Source organism: Actinomadura sp. 6N118 (genome assembly GCF_044326415.1).
Lineage (GTDB): Bacteria > Actinomycetota > Actinomycetes > Streptosporangiales > Streptosporangiaceae > Spirillospora.
The window spans coordinates 65,713-88,455 of the sequence record NZ_JBIRAZ010000006.1 but is presented as its reverse complement, the minus strand read 5'-3'; the positions used below and the strand labels follow the sequence as shown (position 1 = coordinate 88,455).

General features: G+C 69.8%; 18 protein-coding genes. 11 read left to right on the top strand and 7 right to left on the bottom strand.

Going from position 1 to position 22,743, the window contains the following annotated elements; all coding sequences use genetic code 11:
- Positions 1–46 precede the first annotated feature (46 nt).
- Positions 47–1,219, top strand: a complete 1,173-nt coding sequence (locus ACH34W_RS16690; protein WP_395961796.1) for a serine hydrolase domain-containing protein — start codon at positions 47–49, stop codon at positions 1,217–1,219.
- A gap of 98 nt (positions 1,220–1,317) precedes the next feature.
- Here ACH34W_RS16690 and ACH34W_RS16685 read toward each other — a convergent pair whose 3' ends face one another.
- Positions 1,318–2,880 (bottom strand): class I adenylate-forming enzyme family protein, encoded by a 1,563-nt coding sequence (locus tag ACH34W_RS16685; protein ID WP_395961795.1) that lies wholly within the window; start codon positions 2,878–2,880, stop codon positions 1,318–1,320.
- A 64-nt stretch (positions 2,881–2,944) separates the two neighbouring features.
- On the bottom strand, positions 2,945–3,748 hold the full coding sequence (locus ACH34W_RS16680) for an SAM-dependent methyltransferase (protein WP_395961794.1): 804 nt from the start codon (positions 3,746–3,748) through the stop codon (positions 2,945–2,947).
- Positions 3,749–3,974: 226 nt separating this feature from the next.
- On the opposite strand from ACH34W_RS16680, the gene ACH34W_RS16675 reads away from it, so the two are divergent.
- Entirely contained in the window at positions 3,975–4,778 is an 804-nt protein-coding gene (locus ACH34W_RS16675; RefSeq protein WP_395961793.1) for an SRPBCC family protein, read from the top strand.
- A gap of 104 nt (positions 4,779–4,882) precedes the next feature.
- Entirely contained in the window at positions 4,883–5,827 is a 945-nt protein-coding gene (locus ACH34W_RS16670) for an SRPBCC family protein (protein ID WP_395961792.1), read from the top strand.
- 99 nt (positions 5,828–5,926) lie between these two features.
- Here ACH34W_RS16670 and ACH34W_RS16665 read toward each other — a convergent pair whose 3' ends face one another.
- Positions 5,927–9,301 carry a BTAD domain-containing putative transcriptional regulator gene (locus tag ACH34W_RS16665; RefSeq protein ID WP_395961791.1) on the bottom strand — a complete coding sequence of 1,125 codons (3,375 nt, stop codon included), beginning with the start codon at positions 9,299–9,301 and terminating at the stop codon, positions 5,927–5,929.
- Between the two features lie 164 nt (positions 9,302–9,465).
- On the opposite strand from ACH34W_RS16665, the gene ACH34W_RS16660 reads away from it, so the two are divergent.
- Together ACH34W_RS16660 and ACH34W_RS16655 are read left to right on the top strand one after the other, a co-directional pair.
- Positions 9,466–10,782: an FAD-binding oxidoreductase gene (locus tag ACH34W_RS16660; protein WP_395961790.1), complete on the top strand. Its 1,317-nt coding sequence runs from the start codon at positions 9,466–9,468 to the stop codon at positions 10,780–10,782.
- A gap of 115 nt (positions 10,783–10,897) precedes the next feature.
- A complete protein-coding gene (locus tag ACH34W_RS16655) occupies positions 10,898–12,220 on the top strand; it encodes a serine/threonine-protein kinase (RefSeq protein WP_395961789.1) in 1,323 nt (440 codons plus the stop codon).
- On the opposite strand, the gene ACH34W_RS16650 is transcribed toward ACH34W_RS16655, so the two are convergent.
- Entirely contained in the window at positions 12,129–13,184 is a 1,056-nt protein-coding gene (locus ACH34W_RS16650) for a DUF418 domain-containing protein (RefSeq protein ID WP_395961788.1), read from the bottom strand. The genes ACH34W_RS16655 and ACH34W_RS16650 overlap by 92 nt on opposite strands.
- Before the next feature lie 49 nt (positions 13,185–13,233).
- Between ACH34W_RS16650 and ACH34W_RS16645 the strand changes: the two genes are divergently transcribed.
- From ACH34W_RS16645 to ACH34W_RS16635, 3 genes are all read left to right on the top strand, one after another.
- A complete protein-coding gene (locus ACH34W_RS16645; RefSeq protein WP_395961787.1) occupies positions 13,234–13,632 on the top strand; it encodes a YchJ family protein in 399 nt (132 codons plus the stop codon).
- A 273-nt stretch (positions 13,633–13,905) separates the two neighbouring features.
- The gene (locus ACH34W_RS16640) at positions 13,906–14,961 is read left to right on the top strand and encodes an Ig-like domain-containing protein (RefSeq protein ID WP_395961786.1); all 1,056 of its coding nucleotides are present in this window, start codon (positions 13,906–13,908) and stop codon (positions 14,959–14,961) included.
- A gap of 125 nt (positions 14,962–15,086) precedes the next feature.
- Entirely contained in the window at positions 15,087–15,623 is a 537-nt protein-coding gene (locus ACH34W_RS16635; RefSeq protein ID WP_395961785.1) for a winged helix-turn-helix transcriptional regulator, read from the top strand.
- Here the strand turns inward: ACH34W_RS16635 and ACH34W_RS16630 are convergent.
- The gene (locus tag ACH34W_RS16630) at positions 15,564–17,954 is read right to left on the bottom strand and encodes a molybdopterin-dependent oxidoreductase (protein WP_395961784.1); all 2,391 of its coding nucleotides are present in this window, start codon (positions 17,952–17,954) and stop codon (positions 15,564–15,566) included. The two genes, ACH34W_RS16635 and ACH34W_RS16630, sit on opposite strands and share 60 nt — an antisense overlap.
- An 80-nt stretch (positions 17,955–18,034) precedes the next feature.
- Here ACH34W_RS16630 and ACH34W_RS16625 point away from each other — a divergent pair, with 80 nt between their 5' ends.
- Positions 18,035–18,829: a class I SAM-dependent methyltransferase gene (locus ACH34W_RS16625; RefSeq protein WP_395961783.1), complete on the top strand. Its 795-nt coding sequence runs from the start codon at positions 18,035–18,037 to the stop codon at positions 18,827–18,829.
- Positions 18,830–18,832: 3 nt separating this feature from the next.
- Here the strand turns inward: ACH34W_RS16625 and ACH34W_RS16620 are convergent, their stop codons facing one another.
- Together ACH34W_RS16620 and ACH34W_RS16615 are read right to left on the bottom strand one after the other, a co-directional pair.
- On the bottom strand, positions 18,833–20,851 hold the full coding sequence (locus ACH34W_RS16620) for a serine/threonine protein kinase (protein WP_395961782.1): 2,019 nt from the start codon (positions 20,849–20,851) through the stop codon (positions 18,833–18,835).
- Positions 20,852–20,966: 115 nt separating this feature from the next.
- The gene (locus ACH34W_RS16615; protein WP_395961781.1) at positions 20,967–21,260 is read right to left on the bottom strand and encodes a hypothetical protein; all 294 of its coding nucleotides are present in this window, start codon (positions 21,258–21,260) and stop codon (positions 20,967–20,969) included.
- A gap of 138 nt (positions 21,261–21,398) precedes the next feature.
- Here ACH34W_RS16615 and ACH34W_RS16610 point away from each other — a divergent pair, with 138 nt between their 5' ends.
- Positions 21,399–22,109: an SH3 domain-containing protein gene (locus tag ACH34W_RS16610; RefSeq protein ID WP_395961780.1), complete on the top strand. Its 711-nt coding sequence runs from the start codon at positions 21,399–21,401 to the stop codon at positions 22,107–22,109.
- Between the two features lie 25 nt (positions 22,110–22,134).
- A complete protein-coding gene (locus tag ACH34W_RS16605; protein WP_395961779.1) occupies positions 22,135–22,740 on the top strand; it encodes a response regulator in 606 nt (201 codons plus the stop codon).
- Positions 22,741–22,743: the final 3 nt, after the last annotated feature.

Genomic DNA, 22,743 nt, shown 5'->3' with positions numbered 1-22,743 from the left:
GGCGCGGCTTCCTAGCGTGGACGATCATCAAAGATGCGGAGTCCACATGGTCAAGAGACTTGCCTTCTGCGCTGTCGGGGTCAGCGCGGCCGCGCTTTTCGCGCCCGCCTTCGTCGCGCCTGCCTCAGGTGCGCCGAGCTATTCGCGGGCACAGTTGCAGCGTGACGTCGACGCGATCCGGGACACAGGAACGACCGGGGTGCTGGCGCAGGTCAACCACAACGGGCGGAGCCTGAAGGCGCGCAGCGGTGTCGCGGACGTTCGCACCCGGCAACCAGTCCCCTGGGACAGCTACTACCGCGTCGGCAGCAACACCAAGACCTTCGTCGCCACCGTCATGCTGCAACTGGTGGGCGAGGGGAAGGTCAAGCTGAGCGACACCGTGGAGCGCTGGCTGCCCGGCCTGGTCAAGGGCAACGGGAACGACGGCGGCAAGATCACGGTGCGGCATCTGCTACGGCAGACCAGCGGCCTGTACGACTACAGCTACTACCTGCCGCAGGACGTGTCCCACACCCCTGAGACCTATCGCAAGGTGCGGTTCCGGTCGTACCAGCCGCAGCAACTGGTCAAGATGGCGATGCGGCACGCACCGGAGTTCCCGCCGGACGAACGGCGCTGGAACTACTCCAACACCAACTACATCCTCGCCGGGATGATCATCGCGAAGGCGACCGGCAACCCCTGGGAGCACGAGGTCCACGAACGCATCATCGCGCCACTCGGCCTCCAGCACACCTACAACCCCGGTACCTCCGCCTACGTGCCACAGCCGCGTCCCGTCTTCTACGAACGCTTCAAGCCCGGCGGGCCGCTCGTGGACGTGTCCATCTTCAGCGACGGCCATGCCGACGGTGCGCTGATCAGCACCACGGACGACATGAACCGGTTCCTGAGGGCCCTCCTCGGCGGCAAGCTGCTCTCCCCGGCGCTGCTGGCGCAGATGAAGGACACCGTGGAAGCCAAGGAATGGCAGATCCTCTACAAGGAGGCCGGCTACGGGCTCGGCCTGGCCAAACGGCGGACCTCGTGCGGAACCTGGGCCTGGTATCACGGCGGCAGCATGTTCGGCGTCGCCAGCGTCAACTCCGTCTCCGCCGACGGCCGGACCAGCGTGGAGATCATGCTCCCCACCCAGCCCGGTGAGGAGAAGGTCAAGTTGGCGCAGCTGACCGCCGCCAACAACCTCACCGACCACGCCCTCTGCGGCAATCGGTAACCGGTAACCGACGACTGCCATCGGCTGAGGGCTGCGAATTGTCGTAGTCCTCAGCCAACAGGCGAATTCAGAGAACAAAGTTGGCGGGGCTGAGCTGTCTACTGGTCTGACTCGTAGCGTTCTTTCAGCAGGGCCTTGTGGATCTTTCCGACCGGGGTCAGCGGGACCTCGACGGTGACGACGAACTGCCGGGGGACCTTGTAGTCGGCCAGCCGGTCCCGGCAGTAGGCGGTGAGCTCCGCCTCGCTGGGCGGCTCGATCTCCGGGCGCGGCACCACGTAGAACCGGCCGACCTCGCCCAGCACCTCGTCGGGAACGCCGATACCGGCGGCCATGGCGACCTTCGGGTGGGTGGCCAGCACGTTCTCGATCTCCACCGGGTAGACGTTGAAGCCGCCCTGGATGTACATCTCCTTCTTGCGGCCGCGCAGCACGAGATGCCCGTCCGGCTCCATGGTGACCATGTCGCCGGTGGCCAGCCAGCCGTCCGGCAGGAAGACCTCGGCGGTCTCCGCCGGCATCTCCCAGTAGCCGGCGACCACGCAGTCGCCGCGGACCTGGAGCTCGCCGGTCTCGCCCGGCGGCAGGACGGTGCCGTCCGGCCCGGTCACCCGGGCCTCGAAGTCCCCGATCATGACGCCCAGCGTGCGCGACACCGTCTCCGGGTCGTCGTCCGTCCTCGACAGCACACACGCCCCCGAGCACTCCGACAAGCCGTACAGCCCGTACAGCGGCGCTCCAGGGAAGGCGCGCCGGATCGCATCGGCCAGCGCCGGCTCCACGTTGGACCCGCCCGCCGTGCACATCCGCACCGACGAGACGTCGTGGTCGGCGAAGTCCTTCCGGCCGAGCATCAGCACGTACATCGTCGGCACCGCGCCGAGGAAGGTCACCTTGTGGCGTTCGATGGCGCGCAGCGCGGCGTCCGGGCTGAACGCGGGCAGCAGGGCCACCGACCCGCCGCTGACCAGCGCGGCCATGACGGTGCAGGTGATGCCGCCGACGTGGTTGAACGGCAGGTGCCCGAGCAGCACGTCGGTGTCGTCCATCCCCAGGTGATCCGCCTGCGCCGACGCCGACGCCAGGATGCTGCGGTGCGTGATCGTCGCACCCTTGGGCCGCCCGGTCGTTCCCGAGGTGTAAAGGATCACCAGCGGGTCGGCCGGATCCACCGCCCGGCGCGCCACCGCCAGCGCCTCAGGGTCGGCCGGCGTCGCGATGAGCTCGTCGAACGAGCCCGCCTGGCCACCGCCATCACCGAAGAACACATGGTCGCTCACCCCGGGAAGCTGAGCCCGGAGATCCTTGAAGGACGCCGCGAAGTCGAAGTCAGGGGTGGCGTCGACGCTGATGACCATCCGGGCGCCGCTCTGGCCGAGCATGTGAGTCAGCTCACGCTCTCGGTAGCGCACGTTGAGCGGGACGATGACGGCGCCGATCCGCGCCGCGCCGAAGAAGGCGGCCAGCCACTGCGGCGTGTTGAGACCCAGCAGCCCGATCCGGTCACCCCGCCGGATCCCGCGGGCCAGCAGCCCGCCCGCGACCCGGTCGGCCAGCTCGCCGAACTCCCTGAACGTGATGGTGTCGTCCCCGTCGTGAAGGAACACCTTGTCCCGCGCGACCGCGTCGTCAAGCACGTTTCCGACCGTCATCGCCCGCATGTGGCCCTCCCTCGCCCCTGTGATGCCATAACGATCACTGATCCGGGACGGCCTGCCAATACCTTCAGGGTTTCCGGCCGACGCCCGCGTAGAACCAGACCCGCTTGGCCTCGTCCATGCTCACCGGGCGCTGGGGACGCCACAGCGGCGCCCACACCAGACCGGGATCGAGCATTTCGAAGTCGCCGAACAGGCCCGTCACCTGGTCGCCGGTACGCGGCGTGCCGGGCGCGGACGTCCTCTTGTAGACCTCCACGACCTTGGCGACCACGTCGGGGACACCGTCGGCCGAGGCGTGGGTCAGCGCCAGATGGCTGCCCGGCGCCAGCGCGTCGCGCAGCGCGGCCATGATGCCGGCCGGGTCGTCCTCATCGGGCACGAAATGGAGGGTGGCCACCAGCAGCAGCGCCACCGGCTTGCTGAAGTCGAGCGTCCGCTTGACGTCGGGGTGGTCGAGGATCTCCTGGGGGCGGCGCAGGTCGGCTTGGACCATCCTGGTCTCGCCCAGGCCGGCGAGCAGCGCCCGCCCGTGCGTGACCACCTGCTCGTCGTAGTCGACGTAGACCACCCGGGCGTCGGGGTTCACCGAGTGGGCGATCTGATGCACGTTCTGCTGCGTCGGCAGGCCGGTGCCGATGTCGAGGAACTGGTCGATGCCCTGCTGGGCCAGGTACCGCACGGCACGTCCGAGGAACGCCCGGTTTTCCTTGATGAGGTTCAGCAGCGTGGGGTCGGCCACGATCGCCTCGTCGGCGCGGGCACGGTCGACCTCGTAGTGATCCTTACCACCGAGGTAGTAGTCGTACATCCGGGCGATGTTCGGAACGCTCGGGTCGAACTCGCTCGGCCGCGGCCGTTCCTCTGTCACCGTTTCTCCCACCAGCCGCGCATACTGACTCCGGCCTCACAGCGTACGCCGCACGGCGTTGCGGATCGTCCCAAACCGCACGATCAGCCCTGAATGAAACCCGAGGGCGACCGCTGACGGTCCCGGCCGGGGATGGGGGATGGTGCCCGGGCTCGGCCTCTCGTTTTGTCGCTCTTTGTGCGGGTAACCCGCGCTAGACCAGGGACTTCGACGAGGTGAAGAACCGATGAACTTCAGAACCGGCGTGGTCGTCGGCGCCACGGGTTACCTGACCGCCCGGGCCGCCGTGCGGCGGCTGCGCGGGCGCCTGCACGGGGCACTCGTCACCCGGTACGAGGCGAAGCTCGACCAGGCGGTGCGACGGCTCACCACCATGGCGGAGACCGGCGGGCCGCTGATCAAGGGTGCCCTCGCGGGCGCCAGGGCGCTCGCCGAGGGCAAGTCGCCGGTCCGCGCCGTGCTGAGCGCGGGATGGGCGGCGTTCAAGGCCGTGCTCGCGGGCATCTTCGGCGGGCGTAAGAAGGTCACGTTGACCTCCATCGTCGAGGAGATCGACATCGGCGCCCCTCGGCGGCTGGTGTACGACCAGTGGACGCAGTTCCAGGACTTCCCGACGTTCATGAAGAAGATCGTCAGCGTCGAGCAGCCCTCCGAGGAGAAGCTCAACTGGAAGGTCAAGATCTTCTGGTCCAGCCGGACCTGGGAATCCACCATCATCGAACAACTGCCCGACGAGCACATCGTGTGGCGCTCCAAGGCGCGCAAGGGCCACGTCGACGGCTCGGTGAGCTTCCATGAGGTGGCCCCGGACATGACCCGCGTGCTGCTCGTTCTCGAGTACCACCCCAAGGGCCTTTTCGAGCGCACCGGCAACCTGTGGCGGGCGCAGGGACGCCGCGCCCGGTTGGAGCTCAAGAACTTCAGACGGCACGTGATGACCGAATCCCTGTCACATCCCGAAGAGATCCAAGGCTGGCGCGGTGAGATCCGCCACAGCCAGGTCGTCACGGCATCTCAGAACACTTCATGACGCCTAGAGAGGCGGAGGTACCACCCATGAGAGTCCCAGTAGGAGCCATCGCAAAGCGGTTGCCGGGCCGGAAGCAGTCGACCCTTAGCCGCATCACGAAGAACGTGCCTACCGGCGCACTCAAGAAGCTGCCGGGTGGCCGTGCCACCGGCGCGGCAGGAGGCGCGCTGGTCGGCGCCGGGGCGGCCGTCGCGGCCACCCAGGCCGTCAGCCGCATGAAGAACAGCCGGCGCGACTCGTCGTCGGACGACGATTCCGCGTCCTCGTCCAAGTCCTCGTCCGCGCCCAAGTCGTCCAGCAGCGAGGTGGCGGAGACCTCGAAGCAGCAGAGCGACCAGCCGGAGGAGAGCGGCGGCGAGAAGAAGGGCGTTCTCGCCAAGCTGTCCAAGGGCGGCGGTGGCGGCAAGAAGACCAAGGTCACCAACATCGTCGAGGAGATCGACATCGGTGCGCCCCGGCGGCTGGTGTACGACCAGTGGACACAGTTCCAGGACTTCCCGACGTTCATGAAGAAGATCGTCAGCGTCGAGCAGCCCTCCGAGGAGAAGCTCAACTGGAAGGCCAAGATCTTCTGGTCCAGCCGGACCTGGGAATCCACCATCATCGAACAACTGCCGGACAAGCGCATCGTATGGCGCTCCAAGGCACCCAAGGGCCACGTCGACGGCGCGGTGAGCTTCCACCGCATCGCCCCGAACCTCACGCGCGTGCTGCTCGTTCTCGAGTACCACCCGCAGGGTTTCTTCGAGCGCACCGGCAACCTGTGGCGGGCACAGGGACGCCGTGCTCGCCTGGAGCTCAAGAACTTCAGACGGCACGTGATGACCCAGAGCCTGCTCAAGGCCGACGAGATCGAGGGCTGGCGCGGCGAGATCCGTGACAGCCAGGTCGTCATGACGCATGAGGAAGGCCTCGCCGCCGAGGAGAGGGCACAGAAGGAGGGCTCCGACCAGTACGAGGAGTCGTACGAAAGGGAGCCCGCCAGGGCGTCCGCCTCCGACAAGGCCGCCGACAAGAAGGCAGAGAAGGAGCCGCAGGCCAGCCGTTAAGCCCGTCCGGCGGGCAGATACAGCCGCCACCCGCGGGAGACGCGGCCCTCCACCCAGGGACCGCCGCCCGCGGGTGGCAGCATGGCTCGGCGAGGCGTACTAGGAGCGCAACGTTGCGCTGAGCCTGCTCAGGAGTTGGGCGCTCTGCTGTTCCCAATGGGCGAGGCCGAGCCGCTGATGTACGGCGAGGGAGACCTTTGCGTGTTCGATGGCCTGGTCCGTACGTTCCATGCTCGCGGCGAGCTCGGCGAGGACCAGGTGGTTCGATCCCCATGCGGCGGTGCCCATGCCGGCGACCATCAGCTGGTCCGCCACCGGAGCCAGCCGGTCGTACAGGGGCTGCGGGTCGGGGACGCCGAGCCGGGCGGCCACCAGGCCCCAGACCGGGATCAGGAAGTCGGCGATCCAGGTCTCGGCGATCTCGGTCCCCCAGCGCGCGATCAGCTCGCGGGCGAGGTCGGTTCGGCCCGCTTCGGCAGCGGCCAGCACGGCGACGGGCCGGAGCGGCACCAGGTCCGGCGCGTCTGCGGCCGTTGCGAGGTCGTCGACCATCTCGGCCCCAGCGCCCTGGCCGCGCCTGCATGTGTACGTGGTCAGCAACATCCGGAGCCGCAAACCCCACGGCGTCGAACCGAACCGCAGGGTCGGGTACGCGCCGACGAGCGCCTGGGCATCCGCCCACCGCGCGTCGAGCGTGGCCCGGGCCGTTTCGGCGACCCGCACCATCGACTCCAGCTCGGGGCGCGGCCGTTCGCCCAGCAGCACGCGGCACCGCGCCATCTCGCGGTCCCATCCGGCCAGGTCCCCTGACCGCAGCAGGCACGACATCAGGAAGATGCGCGCGATCAGCTCGGTGGACCGGGGAATGTCCGGCAGCTCCGCCATCTCCTCGGCCGCCCGGCGCATCGTCGCCGTCCCGCCGGGGACGAACGCGACGAGCAGCAGGTTGTTGAGGGTCTGCGCCCGCAGCGCCGGGTCCCCGGCCTTGCGGGCGAGCTCGACGCCCTGCGCCGCGTGGCGTTCTCCCTCAGCCCGGCGCGGGCCGTAGTACAGCTCCACGCCAAGCGCCCCGAGCAGGCCGGCACGGTCGCGGTCGTCCAGGGGGCGTGCCAGGAGCTCCTCGATCGCCTCGACGACGGGTTGCTTGACGACGCCGAACGGCCGCCAGGTCCACAACGTCGGCCCGCTGAAGGCGGTGAGGACACCGATCAGCGCCTCCTCGTCGTCCGCCTGCCGGGCCAGGTCGAACGCCTCGTCCAGGTCGCGTCCGGCACCCGCGGCGTCGCCCACGGCACGACGGGCCTTCCCCAACTCGGTGAGCAGCCGAGCTCGCCCCGGCCCCTCGGCCGGGCCAAGCCCGGTCAATGCCAGCTCCCAGAACTCCACCGCTTCGGTGTACGCGAGCTGCCCGGTGGCGTGCCGGGCAGCACGCGACGCGTACTCCACCGCCTTGGCCGCACCACCGACCTTCGCCGCCCTGCCGAAGTGCCGCGCGAGGGTCGCCGACTCCGCCATGGGTAGAACGGGCTCCAGCGCCTCGCCCACCTTCAGATGCAGGCGCGATCGTTCGAGCCTGCTCAGCCCCGCGTAGAGCGCCTGACGCACCAGCCCATGGCTGAACCTGTAGTCGGCGTCCCCGAACGATCCACTCGGAGGCTCGGTGAGCAGCCCTGCCGCGACCGCAGGTTCGAGGGCCATCATCACGTCCTCGGCCGTGGTCCCGGTGACGACCTCAAGGAGATCGATGTCAGCCTCGGCACCCACCACCGCCGCAGCCCGCAACAGCCGCCGGGTCTCCTCCGGGAGCTTGGTGACCCTCCGTTCGATCACCTCACGCGCGCCCTGGGGGACGGCCTCCGGCAGACCGCGTTCGCTTTCGCGCAGGCCGCGCTCGCTCTCGCGTAGCCGCAGCACCTCACCCAGGTAGAACGGGTTGCCGCCGGTCCGTTCCAGCAAGACGCCCACCAACCCCGGCTGCTCGGCGATCCCGCGCGCCCGCAGGTATGCCGACACGTCTCCGGCGTCGAACGGGGGCATCTCGACGTACTCGGTGCCTTCCAACCGGGACAGCGAGCCGAGGGCGTCGCGCAACTGTTCCGGGTGGTCGCCGGGCTCCGCGCGCAACGTGGCCACGATGAGCACGGGCCGCCGGGCGACCGCGTCCGCGACGTACGTGAGCAGGCGCAACGACGACACGTCCGCCCAGTGCAGATCCTCCAGGACCACCATCAGCGGACCTCCGCCGCCGGATCCAGACAGCGCCGCGACGACCCGTTCGTACACGTCGTACAGCGCCGCATCCGGATCGGCGGACTCCCCCGGCACCTCGCTCGACAGCAGGGCGGGGTCGGCGCCCGCGTCGCGCAGCACCTGGATCCAGGGCCAGAACGCGGGAGCGGTGCCGTCCACGCAGCCGCCCTGGGCGACCCGGAAACCGCGAGCCACCGCCTGTTCGGCGATCTCCCGGGCGAGCCGGGACTTCCCGATCCCCGCCTCCCCGGTCACCAGCAGCACACCGCCGCGGCCACGCCGCACTTCGCTGAGCCGCTCGTCCGCGCGGGAAAGCTGGCCCTCCCTGCCGATGAGCCGGTTGGACGCGGCCCTCCGTTCCTCAAGCTGTGCGGCCCTCCGTTCCTCAAGCTGTTCCGCTGGCGCGGGCGTGGACCTTGAATGCGGGGCGGTTGGGGCTTCCAGCTCTGGCGACTGATCGAAGACCGCCTGCTCCAGCCGACGCAGCTCCGGGCCCGGCTGCAGGCCGAGGTCGTCGTCCAGCCGGGTGCGGACACGGCGGAGCGCGGCGAGCGCGTCGGCCTGGCGGCCCGTCCGGTAGAGGGCGAGAACGAGCAAGGCCCAGGCACGTTCCCGATACGGGTGTTCTTCGACGAGTGCGTCGAGCTCCGGAACGGAGGTCGCGGCCTCACCGAGCGCGCCGAGCGCGAGCCGGGCCTCCAGCCGGTCTTCCCGCGCCGCCGCCCGCACCTCGGTGAGCCTCGTGATGACCGGCTGCGCGAACTCCTGGTCGGCGAACTCTCCCAGCGGCTCCCCACGCCAGAGCTCGAGGGCCCGGTCCAGGATCTGCAACGTCTCGGCGTGCGCGCCCCGTGCCAGCGCGCGGCGTCCCTCCTCGGCCCACGCGGCGAAGCGTTCGAGATCGACCTGACCGGGGGCGACGGCCAGCAGGTAACCGGGTTCGCGGGTGAGCAGGATCTGCGGCGGTGTGCGGGGCGCCCGGTCCGGCTCCAGCACTTTGCGCAGGTGGGCGATGTACGCCTGGAGGGTACGGGTGGCCCCGGCGGGCGGCTCCCCAGCCCACAGCTCCTGGATCAACCGGTCCAGCGACACCACCCGGCCGGGCTCCAGGGCCAGCATCGCGACCAGGGCGCGCTGCTTGCGGGTGCCCAGATCGAGGCGGGTCCCCGAGCCGTCAGTGACCTCCAACGGGCCGAAGAGCCCGATCGACAGGCCGGCCGGCATATCCACCTCGATCTTGATTGAGCCCCGCGTCGTTGATTGAGCTCCAGGCGTCCACAGCATAGGACCGCCCCAGCCCGGACCTCAGCTCAGGCCTCAGCTCGATCCCAGCTCAACCCCAGACCTGTCGGCCGAAGCTAGGGCCATCGACACGGAGGGAAGAGATCATGAACATCGCACACGAACTGAGCAACACGATCAAGGGTCAGGTCTTGGCAGCGGGTGATGAGGGCTTCGAGCAGGCCTCCCGGCCCTGGAACGTCGCGGTCCCCCAACCCGTCGACGCCGTCGTGGACGCCGCCGACGCCGACGACGTGGCCGCGCTCGTCCGCTACGCACGGCTGAACGGGCGGACCGTCCTGGCCCAGCCGAGCGGCCACGGCGCCACCGGCGACGTCGAAGGCGCGATCCTGCTGCGCACTGGGCGCCTCAATGAGCTCGACGTCCGGCCCGCCGAACGGATCGCCCGGGTGGGCGCCGGGGTGAAGTGGGGCCAGGTGCTGGAGGCCGCGAGCCCGCACGGTCTCGCGGGCCTCGCCGGGAGCTCTCCTGTGGTGAGCGTGACGGGATACACGCTGGGTGGCGGACTCAGCTGGTTCAGCCGCATGCACGGCTTCGGTGCCGACGCGGTCCGCGCGTTCGACATCGTGGACGCCGGCGGCGACAAGGCGCGCGTGACGGCCGACTCCGACCCGGACCTCTTCTGGGCGCTGCGCGGCGGCAGCGGGGACTTCGCCATGGTCACCGCCATCGAGTTCGACCTCTTCCCTGCGCCGCAGCTCTACGGCGGCCGGTTGATGTGGCCCGCCGCGAAGGCCCCCGAGGTACTGGCGGCCTTCCGGGAAGTGAGCGCGACGGCGCCCGACGAGCTTGCCGTCTGGTTCGACCTGCTTCAGTTCCCCGGAGCGGCCCCGCTGGTCGCCGTGGACTCGACCTACCTGGGCGACGCCGCCGACGCGGCCGCGCTGCTCGCCCCGTTCGACAAGATCGGAGGCGTCCTCAACGACAACCGCGCCGTGCTGCCGGTGGCCGAGCTCGGCTCCATCACCGCCGAACCCACCGACCCCGCCCCCGGCCGGTCCCGCGCCGAACTGCTGACCGAGCTGACCGACGACGTGGCGGCGGTACTGCTGGAGAAGCCGATCGACCCGCTGCTCAGCGTCCAGCTCCGCCACCTCGGCGGCGCGCTGGCCCGCCCGGACGGGAACGCGGGCGCCAGCGGCCGGATCACCGAGCCCTACCTGCTCTACATGTTCGGCATCCCCGCGACCCCGGAACGCGGCGCCGCCATCCGCGACCGGCAAGCCGAGCTCGCGACCGCCCTCACGGCCTCCACCAGCGGACGCAAGCCGTACACGTTCCTGGCCCCGGGCGAGAAGGCCGCGAGCGCGTTCTCCCCCGCCACCCTGTCCCGGCTCCGCGACATCAAGCGCGACCGCGACCCGCTCGGCGTCTTCCGCGGCAACTTCCCGATCAACAACTGAACGCGCGCGCCGCGGGCGCCTCGCGAGTCGCGCGCGCCTCGCGTGCCTCGGGGGCCGCGTGCACCTCGGGCACCTCGTAAGCTCGTGCGGTCACTGATCAACGAAATGGGCCGGGATGAGCGAGATGTTGCAGGCGAACGATCCGCTGATGCTCGGCCGGTACTTGCTGAGCGGGCGGCTCGGGCGCGGCGGCATGGGGACCGTGTACCTCGGCGAGGACCCCGAGGGCCATCGGGTGGCGCTGAAGGTCATCAACACCGAGCTGGCCGGGGATCCGGTGTTCCGCGAGCGGTTCGTGCGCGAGGTGGAGGCGGCCCGGCGGGTGCGGCGGTTCTGCACGGCGCCCGTCCTGGACGCGTCGCTGGAGGGCGACCCGATCTTCGTGGTGACCGAGTACATCGACGGGCCCACCCTCGACCAGGCGATGACTGAAGGCGGGCCGCTGCGTGGCTCCAATCTCGACGGGCTCGCGGTGGGAGTCGCCACGGCGCTGTCTGCGATCCACGACGCGGGTCTCGTGCATCGGGATCTGAAGCCCGCCAACGTGCTGCTGTCCGCGGTCGGCCCGCGCGTCATCGACTTCGGGATCGCGCGGGCCCTGGACGCCCAGACCGGGGTGACCACGACCGGGCAGGCCGTCGGCACGCCCGCGTACATGGCGCCGGAACTGCTGACCGGTGGGGAGATCACGCCGGCGTCGGACGTGTTCTCCTGGGGGTGTGTCGTGGCCTTCGCGGGCACGGGGCACAGCCCGTTCGAGGGCCAGTTCGTTCCCGAGATCCTCTACAAGGTCGTGCACGAGCAGCCGCGCCTCGACGGGCTCGATCCCGCGCTGCGCGAGGTGGTGGAGGCGGCGCTCGCGAAGGATCCGGCCGACCGGCCGTCGGTGCCGGAGTTGCTCGAACGCCTCGCGGGGCGCCCTCGTTCCGGCGGTGCCACGCTACCGCCGACCACACGGCTGACACGACCCGATCGTCCGGACAAGTCCGGACTGCTGGCGGTGGGCATCGCGGCGGCCTCGATCGTCGCCGCGATCGTCGCGCTCATCGTCCAGCCCTGGGCCGGCGATGAGCAGCAGACCGGTCCGCCTCGGACGGGCGGCGACGTCTTCGCGCGGTACGTCGGAACGTGGACCGGCAGCGTCGACCACCGGCGTGGAGGAAAGGTCGTCTCCACGTTCGATGCGGTGATGACGATCCGCCGTGGGAAAGTGAGCAAGGTCGTGGGCAGCAGCGACTACGCCTCGCTCAACTGCAGTGGCAGCTTGACACTGCGGGAGGTGACCGAATCCAGGTTGCGGGTCTTGGAGAACATCAGCCAAGGCCCGTGCACGCCGACGGTGACGATCACGCTGACGTACGAGAAGGACGGCTCGCTCGGCTACTCGTACAAGACGGTGAGCAACGAGGGCACGGGTCGCCTTTACAAGGTCCAGTGAGCGGTCCGGTGAGCGGCCTGAGCCGCCACCAAGTGAGGCTTCGCCACACCCACTCCGCAGGCCCGTATGCGAACCGGCCCAGCCACCACCGGCTCGCCGTCACCTGAACGAGCAGGATCGCGAACGTGAGCGGTATGAGTGGCAGGGTGCGGCCCGCGACCAGAATCATGATGGTCGCGGAGAGGTAATTGGTGAGGGCCATCCGTCCGAGCGGTTCCAGGACGTAGCAGAGCGCGGGGCGGACGCGGGTTCGCAGAACGAGGAGCAAGCCCGTGGCGTACGCGGTCGCAGTGACGACGCCTGCGACGGCCGGGATGCGAGGTGGCTCGGCAGCGAACTGCCACACGTTCAGCGGAACAGCCACGACCACGCTCGCGACGAAGACGGCGCCGATCGGGTGCCGATCGAGGTTGTTGAGAACGCCGTAGTCGACGGTGGCCAGGCCAAGCAGGAAGAGGCCTGGGATCAATTCGATCCCGCCTTCGGCGAACGCCAGTGCGGCGGCGGTGGCGGTGATGCCCGTCCCGAGCACCAGGGAACGGGGCAGGAACGAGGCCGGCAGCAGTACGAGCACGCCGAAGATCGCGTACGGCAGCAGCACTTCGCCCGGTTGCACCATCTGGTGCGCGAGACCGATCGGAATCAGGAAGCCGAGCCGGGCGAGCATCACCAGCCGGGGATGGCTCGTGCGAGCAGATGCCGCACGGAGGAAGAGCGCGAAGCCCACCCCGAAGAGGAACGCAAAAATCGGGAAGAACCGCTGGTGCAACAACGTCTCGTACAACTGCTGGCCGTGCACGGGCAGGCCAGTCATGCCGACGATGTTCACCGGCAGGATGCCGCAGAGGGCCAGGCCGCGCAGTGCATCGATCTCACGGATGCGGCCGAGACCACGCGTGCCGACGAGACCACGCGCGGCACGCGTGCCGACGGGACCATGGATGCCGGTGCGGATTCCGTCCACCCGTTCCCCCCGCCGCCTGTCCGGGGACGTCCTGACCCAGAATAGAAGCATGTCCAAACGCCGCGACGCCGCTCCATGCCCGTGCGGGCTCCCCGCCTCCTACCAGGACTGCTGCGGGCGGCTGCATCGCGGCGAGGCACAGGCCGCGACGGCGGAGCAGCTCATGCGCTCGCGGTTCAGCGCGTTCGCCGTCCAGGACGCCGCGTACCTGATCAAGAGCTGGCACCCGGCGACCCGGCCGCCGTCGATCGACTTCGAGCCCGGCATGCGGTGGGAGCGCCTCGAAATCCTGGACGCGACCGAGGGCACGCCGTTCCACACGAAAGGGACGGTCGAGTTTCGCGCGTCGTACTCAGCCAAAGGAGGTCAGGCGGGGGCACTGCACGAGGTGAGCCGCTTCGTCCGCCACGACGGCGCGTGGGTCTACCTCAAGGGCATTCTGCAATAACTCTAAGGAACTGTGCGATAACTCTAGAGTTGCATGAACCAAACCGGGTAACTTGCCATCAAAGCTGAGCAGGCTCTCTTTTTCGGATTTCCCGGGTCGGTGCCCCCGGCCGGTCAGCAGGATGGGCGAACGTTGGTTGTAAGCAAGCGATCTCGGTTTCTCGGACTCCTGCTGGCCACAGGTCTGACGTTGTCCGCGTGCCAGTCCGATTCGGGCGGGCCGGGCGGCGGAGGCGGGGGTGGGGGCGGATCGGCGAAGGCAGCCCCGGTCAAAGTGACGATCACCCCGGCGGCCAACACCAAGAAGGCGCGTCCCGACAGCGGCGTCACGGTGACGGCGGCGGGCGGCAAGCTCGACACGGTCAGCGTGAAGGCGGGATCGAAGGACGTCGTGGGCGAGTTCAACGCCGCACGCACGGAGTGGAAGTCCAAGTGGACGCTCTCCCCCAACACCTCCTACGAGGTCTCCGCCAGCGCCAAGAACGCCGACGGCGTCGCTGCCCAGGCCGGCAGCAAGTTCAAGACGCTCAAGCCGGACGAGACCGTCGCCGCCTCGCTGGACTGGATCCTGGAGGGCAACCAGGGCGAGAAGTACGGCGTCGGAACGCCGATCATCCTGAACTTCGACCGTGAGGTCCGCAACAAGGACCAGGTCGAGAGGGCGCTGGAGGTCAAGGCCGAGAAGCCCGTCGAGGGCGCCTGGCGGTGGATCGGCAACCAGCAGGTCGTCTACCGCACCAAGAGCTACTGGCCCGCGCACCAGAAGGTCACCCTCGTCGCCCACCTGGCCGGCGTCCGGGCGGCCAAGGGCGTGTACGGGACGAAGGACCTGACCCGCACGTTCAAGATCGGGGCGTCCCGGATCTCGACCGTCAACCTCAAGAAGCACAAGATGACCGTCAAGGTCGACGGCAAGAAGGTGCGCACGGTCCCGGTCAGCGGCGGCAACGGCACCACGCTCGAATACACCACCACCAGCGGCACCCACCTGGCGATGGAGAAGGACAACCCGACGCGGATGATCTCTCCGGGCCGCAAGAAGGGTGACCCGGGCTACTACGACCTGCTGATCAACTACGCGGTCCGGATCTCCAACAGCGGCGAGTACCTCCACCAGACAGCCGGCGAGTACTACTGCCTCGGCGAGGCCAACTGCAGCCACGGCTGCGTCCGCCAGCCCGCCAAGGACGCGGTCTGGTTCTACCGCACCGTCCAGCCGGGCGACGTCGTGGTCGTCACCGGCACGCGTCGTGACCTCTCCTGGGACAACGGGTGGTCCTTCTGGGAGATGCCGTGGGACAAGTGGAAGAAGGGCAGCGAGCTCAAGTGAGCGGCCTGGGCGACCGAGCGGCCGGTGCGATCGACAGGTAGGTTCGGTAGGTAGGTTCGGTAGGTAGGTTCGGTAGGTAGGTTCGGTAGGTAGGTTCGATAGGGCAACCGACTAGGATGGACGGGGTGAAGCGCACCCCGTTCTCCCGCTGGCCCTGCTCCGTCGCCCGCACCGTCGACATCCTGGGCGACTGGTGGACGCCGCTGGTGTTGCGCGAGGCGTTCTACGGGGTGGTCCGCTTCGACGACTTCGCCAAGAGCCTGGGGATCGGGCGGAACGTCCTGACCCAGCGCCTCAACCGCCTCGTCGAGGAGGGCCTGCTCGAACGGGTGCCCTACCAGGAGCGGCCCCTCCGGCACGAATACCACCTCACGGAGAAGGGCCGCGACTTCTTCCCGGTGCTCATGGCGATGATGCGGTGGGGCGACAAGTGGATGGCCGACGACAGCGGCCCGCCCGTTCTGATCCGCCACGCCGCCTGCGGCCACACCGCGCACGCTGAGATCGTCTGCTCCGAGTGCCACGAACCCCTCGTGCACGACAACGTCCGGCCAGAGCTGGGCCCTGGCTTCCCCGAACGCCTACGCGAACGAGCCGAAGAACTACCTCGCTTCGCCGGCAACACCGGCAACACCGGCGGCCACTCTGGTGGCGGTTTCTGACAGGGGCGAGACGCGTGCGGGGACGTGTTTGTGCCAGGGGGTGCCTGCGAACTCGTCGCGGTCTTCGGATGCGGTGAGTTCGTTGGGGGCTACGCCGGTGACCCTCGGTGCGCCGTCGTCCGGGTCTTGCACTGCGAGGCCCAGGCCGTTCGGCAGCGAGATGTGTCCCGGGCGCATCCGGTCGGTCGTGTCCACGGGGACCTCGACGCTTCCGCGCCGTGTGGTCAGACGGACACGGTCGCCTGCGACCACGCCCAGGTGCTTGGCGTCCGTCTCGTTCATCCGCAGCGTGCCCTCGGGGTCGCGGCGGCGCCAGCCGGGGTCGCGGATGATCGTGTTGGCGGTGAACGCGCGGCGCTCGCCCGCTGAGAGGACGAACGGCCAGTCCGGCTCGGGGTCCGGCCGCGGGCGCGTGGCGAGGCCCGCGACCTCGGTGAGGAGTTCGGGTACGTCCAACTGGATCCGCCGGTCGCCGAGACGGCGCCAGGTCTCGTCCTGCTCGTCGTCGGTGATGACCACGCCGTGCGGGTTCGAGACGATGGCGTCGAAGAGCCGTTCGCCCGCTTCCAAGCCCTCGCCGTAACCGGCGCGCTTCACTCCGGCGGGGTTGTCCTGCGCGCACTTGTGCGCGAGGGCCCAGAGGGCGGCGGCGGCCGCGGCTCCGTTCGGCAAGGTGGGGCCGAGCGTTCGGTATAGGAGTACGGAGGCCAGCCTCATGAGCTTTGGCCTTTCGGCAAGCGCGCCTAGGAACGCCTCGGCGAACGCCTGCCGCCCCTTGGCCGCGGCCTCGCGCAGCGGAATGTAGTCGTCCTCGCTCAGCGCGCCTGCGGCCTCCACCAGACGCGCGTGGATCTCGGGCTCCGGCAGTACGCCCTCGGGGGCCTCCACCACCGGGTGGCGCAGATGGAAGATGTTGCGCGGGAAGTCGAAGTTGAAGAACGTCGCCTCGTACTTCTCGTACTGCGTGGCCGCGGGCAGCACGTAGTCGGCCAGCCGGGCGGTCTCGGTCATCGCCACATCGATGACCACAACGAGGTCGAGAGCTTCGAGCGCCTCGCGCATGCGCGCCGAGTCGGCGAGCGAATGGGCGGGGTTGGCGCTTTCGACGAGCATCGCCCGGTAACGGTCCGGATGGTCGGTGAGGATCTCCTCGGCGATGACGTTGCACGGAACGAGGCCACCGATGATCTTCGCCCCGGCGACCGGGCTCTTGGGGCCCTCACCGGCGGGATGGCCACGGTCCCGGCCGATCGCCGCCATGCTGGAGAAGACGTACTGCGCGCCCTCCTTGCCGAGGTTGCCGGTCAGCAGCCAGATCAGCTTCTCGACGTAGCTCACGAGCGTGGAGTCGCGGTTCATCTGCACGCCGAGGTCTTCGAGCACCGCCACCGACGACGCGCCCGCGATCCTCCGTGCGGCTGCCCGGACGAGTTCCTCGGGCACGTCGGCGATCTCGCAGTAGGCGGCGATCGGGACGTCGTTCAGCACGGCCGTCACCGCCTCCAGGCCGTCGGCGTGCTCGGCGAGCCAGTCCGCCGCGACGAGGCCCTCCCGCACCAGGATCGCCGCCAGCGCGGTCAGCAGGTAGAGGTCGGTCCCGGGACGCACCTGGAGGTGGAAGTCGGCCAGCTCGGCGGTCTCGGTACGGACCGGGTCGATCACGATCATCGAGCGGTCCGGGTCCTTGGCGATCTCCTTGAGCACCGACCGGGCACGCGGGAAGCCGTGCGACTGGTAGGGGTTCTTGCCGACGAACAGCGCGACCTCGCAGTGCTCGACGTCGGCGCGGTTGGGCAGGCCGAGCATCCGCGCGTTCACCCAGAACTCGCCGGTCTTCTCCTGCGCGAGCGCGCTGGAGCGGTACCGCATGCCGAACGCGCGCAGCGTCGCGGGCGCGTACGCGCCGCCGAGGTGATTTCCCTGGCCGCCGCCGCCGTAGTAGAAGATCGTCTCGCCGCCGTGGGCCGCCTCGATCTCCTTGAACCGCGCCGTCACCTCGGCGATCGCGGTATCCCAGTCGATCTCCTCGAACGTGCCGTCGGGACGCCGGCGCAGCGGCCGGGTGATCCGGCCGGACCGGCCGTTCTGGTAGTGATCGAGGCGCAGGGCCTTGTTGCAGGTGTAGCCGTGCGAGGCGGGATGCTCCTTGTCACCGCGGATCTTGTCGAACGACCTGCCGCCGGCGCCCACGAGGATCTCGATCCCGCAGTTGCACTCGCACAGGATGCAGGCGCTGGCCCGCCATTCCCCCGGTGTTCCCGGTCGTCCCGCGCTCGCCGTTCCCGGTCGCCTCGCGTCTGCCGTTCCGGTTCCGTGCTCGGCCATCGCCATCCGGACCTCCCTTGGCCCGCACTCTAACCGAGTCAGTTCTTTAGCGAAACCCACTGGCCACGGCGGGATAGCCTTTTCGCATGGCCGACCGCCGAACGCTGCGCAGGACGTTCACCGAAGACGCCGCCCTCTACGACCGGGCCCGGCCGCACTACCCGGCCGGGATCTTCAACGACCTGGACGCGCTGGCCGGGACCGGACCGGGCTGCCGCGTGCTGGAGATCGGCTGCGGTACCGGCCAGGCGACGGCGCCACTGGCCGCGCGAGGCTGCGAGGTCGTCGCCGTCGAGCTGGGCGCGGAGATGGCCGAGGTGGCGCGCCGCAACCTGAAGGGCTTTCCCTCGGTCGAGGTGGTGAACGCGACGGTCGAGGAGTGGCCGCTGCCGGACGAGCCGTTCGACCTGGTGTTCGCGGCGACGGCGTTCAAGTGGGTCGACCCGGAGGTGAGGGTGGCCAAGGCCGCCGCCGCACTCCGGCCCGGGGGCGCGCTGGCCACCGTCGAGACCCACCACGTGGCGGGCGGAACGGAGGCGTTCTTCGCCGAGGTCCAGGATTACTACGAGCGGTACGACCCGGAGACGCCGGAGGGGCTGCGCCTGTCTCCCGCGTACGAGGTGCCCCGGGACAGCACCGAGGTGGACCGGTCAGGGCTCTTCGGGACGGCGATCTTCCGGCGGCACGAGCTGGACATCTCGTACACGACCTCGGAATACCTCGACGTGCTCCGCACCTATTCCGGACACCGAGCCCTGCCGCCTGGAACGCTGGCCGAGCTCCTCGACTGCATCGGGCGCCTCATCGACGACCGTTTCCGCGGACGGATCACCAAGCGCTACATGTTCGAGCTGCGTCTCGCGTACCGGAACCGAACGTGAACGTCAGCAGGTCCAGATCTCGAAGCTCTTCTGGTCGGAGATGGGCCCGGACACCTTCACGGTGACCGTGACCCTCGCCCGGCCGTTGAACGATCCGTTGCCCTGCCCCTCCTCCGCAGAGCTGCCCGCGCTGTGGCTGCCCCCGTCGACCCGCGCGCCGTCCACGTAAACGCCGTAGTCATAGCGGGAGCCGCCGCTGGGCTCTCTGATCGCATAGCCGTAGTAGTAGCGGGCGCTGTTGCAGTCGCCGTTCAGCGAGATGACATTGACACTGCCCCCGCTGCCGCCACCACCGCCGCCGCCGTTGTTTCCGCCACCACTATCTCCGCCTCCACCATTGTCACCGCCGCCTCCGCCACCGCCCCCGCCGCTCGAAGGCTTTGGACCAGGACTACTACCCGGCTGGCCTGGCTTCCCGCTGGACCCCGGTTTCGGCTTACCGCTCGCGCTGGGCGAACCGCTCGTGCCCGGGGAGGGCTTGCCCGACCGGTTGCCCTTCCCGCCGTTTCCGGCATTGCCCGCATTGGGCCCAGTTGTGCCGTTCTGTGTGCCAGGCGCACCACCGTCCGAGCCGGAGCCGTTGCCCTTGGCCGAGTTGGATGCGTCCGACTGCCCGGGCCAGAAGATGACCCCGGTGGTGATGACGGCCATCGCCAGCACGACAGCGGCGGCGACCGCGAGGACAAGCACCTTGTTCTGCCCCGGCGACCCCTGCTTGCCCTGCCTGCCTTGCCGAGCGCCGGGCATCGGTAGGGGAAGCGGCGGCGAAGCCGCCCCGGACGCGCGCGTCACGGGAGCGGGTGCCTGCGGGCCAGTCGCCAGCGGCTGTACCCCCGGGGCTGTCGACTGCGGACCAGCCCCAGGCGGCTGCAGAAAGGACCCCGGCGGTTGCGGGCCGGCCCCCAGCGGTTGCGGGCCAGTCTCCGGCTGCTGCGGGCCAGCCTCCGGCCGCTGCGGGCCAGTCTCCGGCTGCTGCGGCCCAGGCCCGGGTGCCTGCGGCCCAGACACCAACGGCCGCGGCCCAGAGGCCAACGGCTGCGGCCCGGGGACCGGCAGTTGCGGCCCGGGGACCGGCGGCTGCGGAAAGGACGCCGGGGCTTGCGGGCCGGTCCCGGATGGCTGGGGGCCGGTCGACTGCGGCTCCGCAACAGGGAAGGGCGCCTGTGCAAAGCCCGGGCCCGGGCCAGGAGCCGGGATGGGTGGTTGAGGTGCGGTCGGCGCCGAACGGGCCCTGAGCAGGCGCAGCACCACGTCCTGCATCGTGGGCCGCTGGGCGGGGTCCTTCGCCAAACAGGCGACGACCAGGGATCGCAGCGGCTCGGACAGCTCTCCGAGCTTCGGCTCGCCCTGCAGGACGCGGTGCATGATCGCCGGAAGGCTGTCGGCACCGAACGGCGGCTTGCCGGTGGCGGCGAACGCCACGACGGCGCCCCAGGCGAAGACGTCGGCGGCAGGGCCGACGAATTCGCCCGCGAACTGCTCGGGTGCCATGTAGGCCGGGGTGCCGATGATGCTGCTGGTCATCGTCAGCGGCGCGGCGCTGTCGCGGGCGATGCCGAAGTCGATGACGCGCGGGCCGTCCGGCCCGAGCAGGACGTTGGACGGCTTGAAGTCGCGATGCACGATGCCGGCGCCGTGGATCGCCGCGAGCGCGGTCGCGGTGGCGACGGCGAGCCGCTGGATGGCGGCCGCGCTCTCCCGCGCTCCCGCCTGCTGCAGCGACGGCCCCTCGACGTACTCGGTGACGATGTACGGACGCGGCCCCTCCAGCGAGGCGTCGAGGACCTGCGCGATGCAGAACGGGTCGACCCGGCGGGCCGCGGCGATCTCCTTCATGAAGCGCTCGCGTACGCGCGGATCGGCGGCGAGTTCCTCGCGGAGCAGCTTGACCGCCACCGGCGTGCCCTCGGCCGTCAAGCCGAGATAGACCACGCCCTGACCGCCCATCCCGAGCCGCTCGGTGAGCCGGTAGGGCCCCGCCTCCCTGGGGTCGTCCGGGCGCAGAGGATCGGCTTCGGACATGGGGTGCGGCTCCTGCGACGAGGAAAATGATCAGGGGAGGTTCGCCACACTATTGCACCTGCGTGCCCCCGCGTCCCGCATTCGCTGATCTTGCTATTGGACCGAGCGAACCGGGTCAGGCCCGGTACATGAGCAGTCCACCGAAGGCGTTCCAGGACGCCGCGCAGAAGACCCCGGCCGTGACCGCCATCGCCGGCCCGAGCGCTCCGGGCTTGAGCCTGCCGACGGCCAAGGCGACGAGCCAATGGACGATCCCGATCGACGCGACGGAGACGGCGAACGCCCACCACGCCTGCACCGCCCCGTTCGGCTGGACGTAGAACGTGAACATCAGCAGCAGACCGGTAGTGCCGGCACTGAAGAGTCCAGCCAGCACCCAGGCCGCGATGCGAACCGCCTTTCGAATCATGGCGCGTCCCCCAGACAGTCTCCTACCCGCCAGCGAGCAATGCCCTGACCCTCGAGTTCATCCCAGATCATTAATGGTTCGGGCAAACGGCGCCCGGCACGCGGGCCCATCGCGGTGGAGTGCTGGTTGAGTCCCAGGATGCGTTCGACAAAGCGAATCATCGCCGTGGCGATCGCCACGGGTCTCACCGGCGCCGCGACCCCGGCGTCCGCCCTGGCCGCCGCGCCCGCGCCGGTCCACAAGCCGGGGATCTACCGCGTCATCCCCAGCCGCATTACCCCCGACGGGGTGAACACCCGTACCGGCCCCGGCACCAAGTTCAAGGTGGCCGGCCTGCACAAGGCGGGCGCCCTGCTGGCCGCGTCCGGGCGCAACTCGCGAGGCTGGTCGGAGGTCTTCCTCTCGACCGGTGGCTCCGCCTGGATTCCATCGACTCACCTCACCAAGGCGTCCGGCACCGTCTACAAGGTGCAGGGGAAGCCCGGGGTCAACGTCCGGTCCGGCCCTGACACCAAGAAGTTCAGGCAGGTCGGCTTCCTGAAGAGCGGCGTCATCGTCCCTGGCACGGGCAAGACCAAGGACAGGTGGGCGCAGCTCCTCCTGTCCGACGGCCGGCTCGCCTGGGCGTCCACCCGGTACCTCGTTCTGATGAACGAAGCGCTGACGGCACCCGCCACCAACGCACTTCTCGCCAAGGACGCGCCGCAGGACCCGCCGAAGAACGAGGAAGCGGACACACGGCCAACCAACGACACAGGGCCGGCCAAAGACACACCGCCGCCCGCAGAGGAGCCCGAGCCCGGCGGCCCGTTGGTGGCCCTGATCCGCGCCCTTCTGGCCCCGGCATGACCTGAGGCTTGATAAACATGGGGCCGTGATCAACGTGCTGCTCGCCGATGACCACCACGTCGTGCGCGGCGCCCTTGCCGCGCTGCTCGACCTGGAACCGGATCTGACCGTGGTGGCGCAGGTCGACGCGGGCGACAAGGTCGTCCCCACCGCCCGCTCGTACCGCCCTGACGTGGCCGTCCTGGACGTCGACATGCCGGGCCTGGACGGCCTCGCCGCGGCCGCGGAGCTCCACGCCGAGTTCCCCTCCTGCCGCGTCCTGATCCTCACCGGCCACGGCAAACCCGGGCACCTGCGACGTGCGCTGACCGCGCAGGTGAGCGGCTTCCTGCTGAAGACGGCTCCCCCCGACGAGCTGGTGGCCGCCATCCGCGCCGTCGCCGAAGGCCGCCGGGTCCTCGATCCGAGTCTCGCCCTCACCGCCTGGGACGTCACCGACAACCCGCTCACCCCGCGCGAGACCGACGTTCTCCGGCTGGCCGCGGAGGGCGCCGAGGCCCCCGAGATAGCCCAACGCCTCCATCTGACGGCCGGCACCGTCCGCAATTACCTGACCGCCGTCGTCGCCAAGCTCAACGCCCGCAACCGCACCGACGCCGCCCGCATAGCCCGTGAAGCGGGCTGGATCTGACAC

Coding starts and splice junctions, on each gene's coding strand:
- ACH34W_RS16690 (WP_395961796.1), top strand. CDS start 47: ATGGTCAAGAGACTTGCCTTCTGCGCTGTCGGGGTCAGCGCGGCCGCG.
- ACH34W_RS16685 (WP_395961795.1), bottom strand. CDS start 2,880: ATGCGGGCGATGACGGTCGGAAACGTGCTTGACGACGCGGTCGCGCGG.
- ACH34W_RS16675 (WP_395961793.1), top strand. CDS start 3,975: ATGAACTTCAGAACCGGCGTGGTCGTCGGCGCCACGGGTTACCTGACC.
- ACH34W_RS16665 (WP_395961791.1), bottom strand. CDS start 9,301: ATGCCGGCCGGCCTGTCGATCGGGCTCTTCGGCCCGTTGGAGGTCACT.
- ACH34W_RS16660 (WP_395961790.1), top strand. CDS start 9,466: ATGAACATCGCACACGAACTGAGCAACACGATCAAGGGTCAGGTCTTG.
- ACH34W_RS16655 (WP_395961789.1), top strand. CDS start 10,898: ATGAGCGAGATGTTGCAGGCGAACGATCCGCTGATGCTCGGCCGGTAC.
- ACH34W_RS16645 (WP_395961787.1), top strand. CDS start 13,234: ATGTCCAAACGCCGCGACGCCGCTCCATGCCCGTGCGGGCTCCCCGCC.
- ACH34W_RS16630 (WP_395961784.1), bottom strand. CDS start 17,954: ATGGCGATGGCCGAGCACGGAACCGGAACGGCAGACGCGAGGCGACCG.
- ACH34W_RS16625 (WP_395961783.1), top strand. CDS start 18,035: ATGGCCGACCGCCGAACGCTGCGCAGGACGTTCACCGAAGACGCCGCC.
- ACH34W_RS16620 (WP_395961782.1), bottom strand. CDS start 20,851: ATGTCCGAAGCCGATCCTCTGCGCCCGGACGACCCCAGGGAGGCGGGG.
- ACH34W_RS16615 (WP_395961781.1), bottom strand. CDS start 21,260: ATGATTCGAAAGGCGGTTCGCATCGCGGCCTGGGTGCTGGCTGGACTC.
- ACH34W_RS16610 (WP_395961780.1), top strand. CDS start 21,399: ATGCGTTCGACAAAGCGAATCATCGCCGTGGCGATCGCCACGGGTCTC.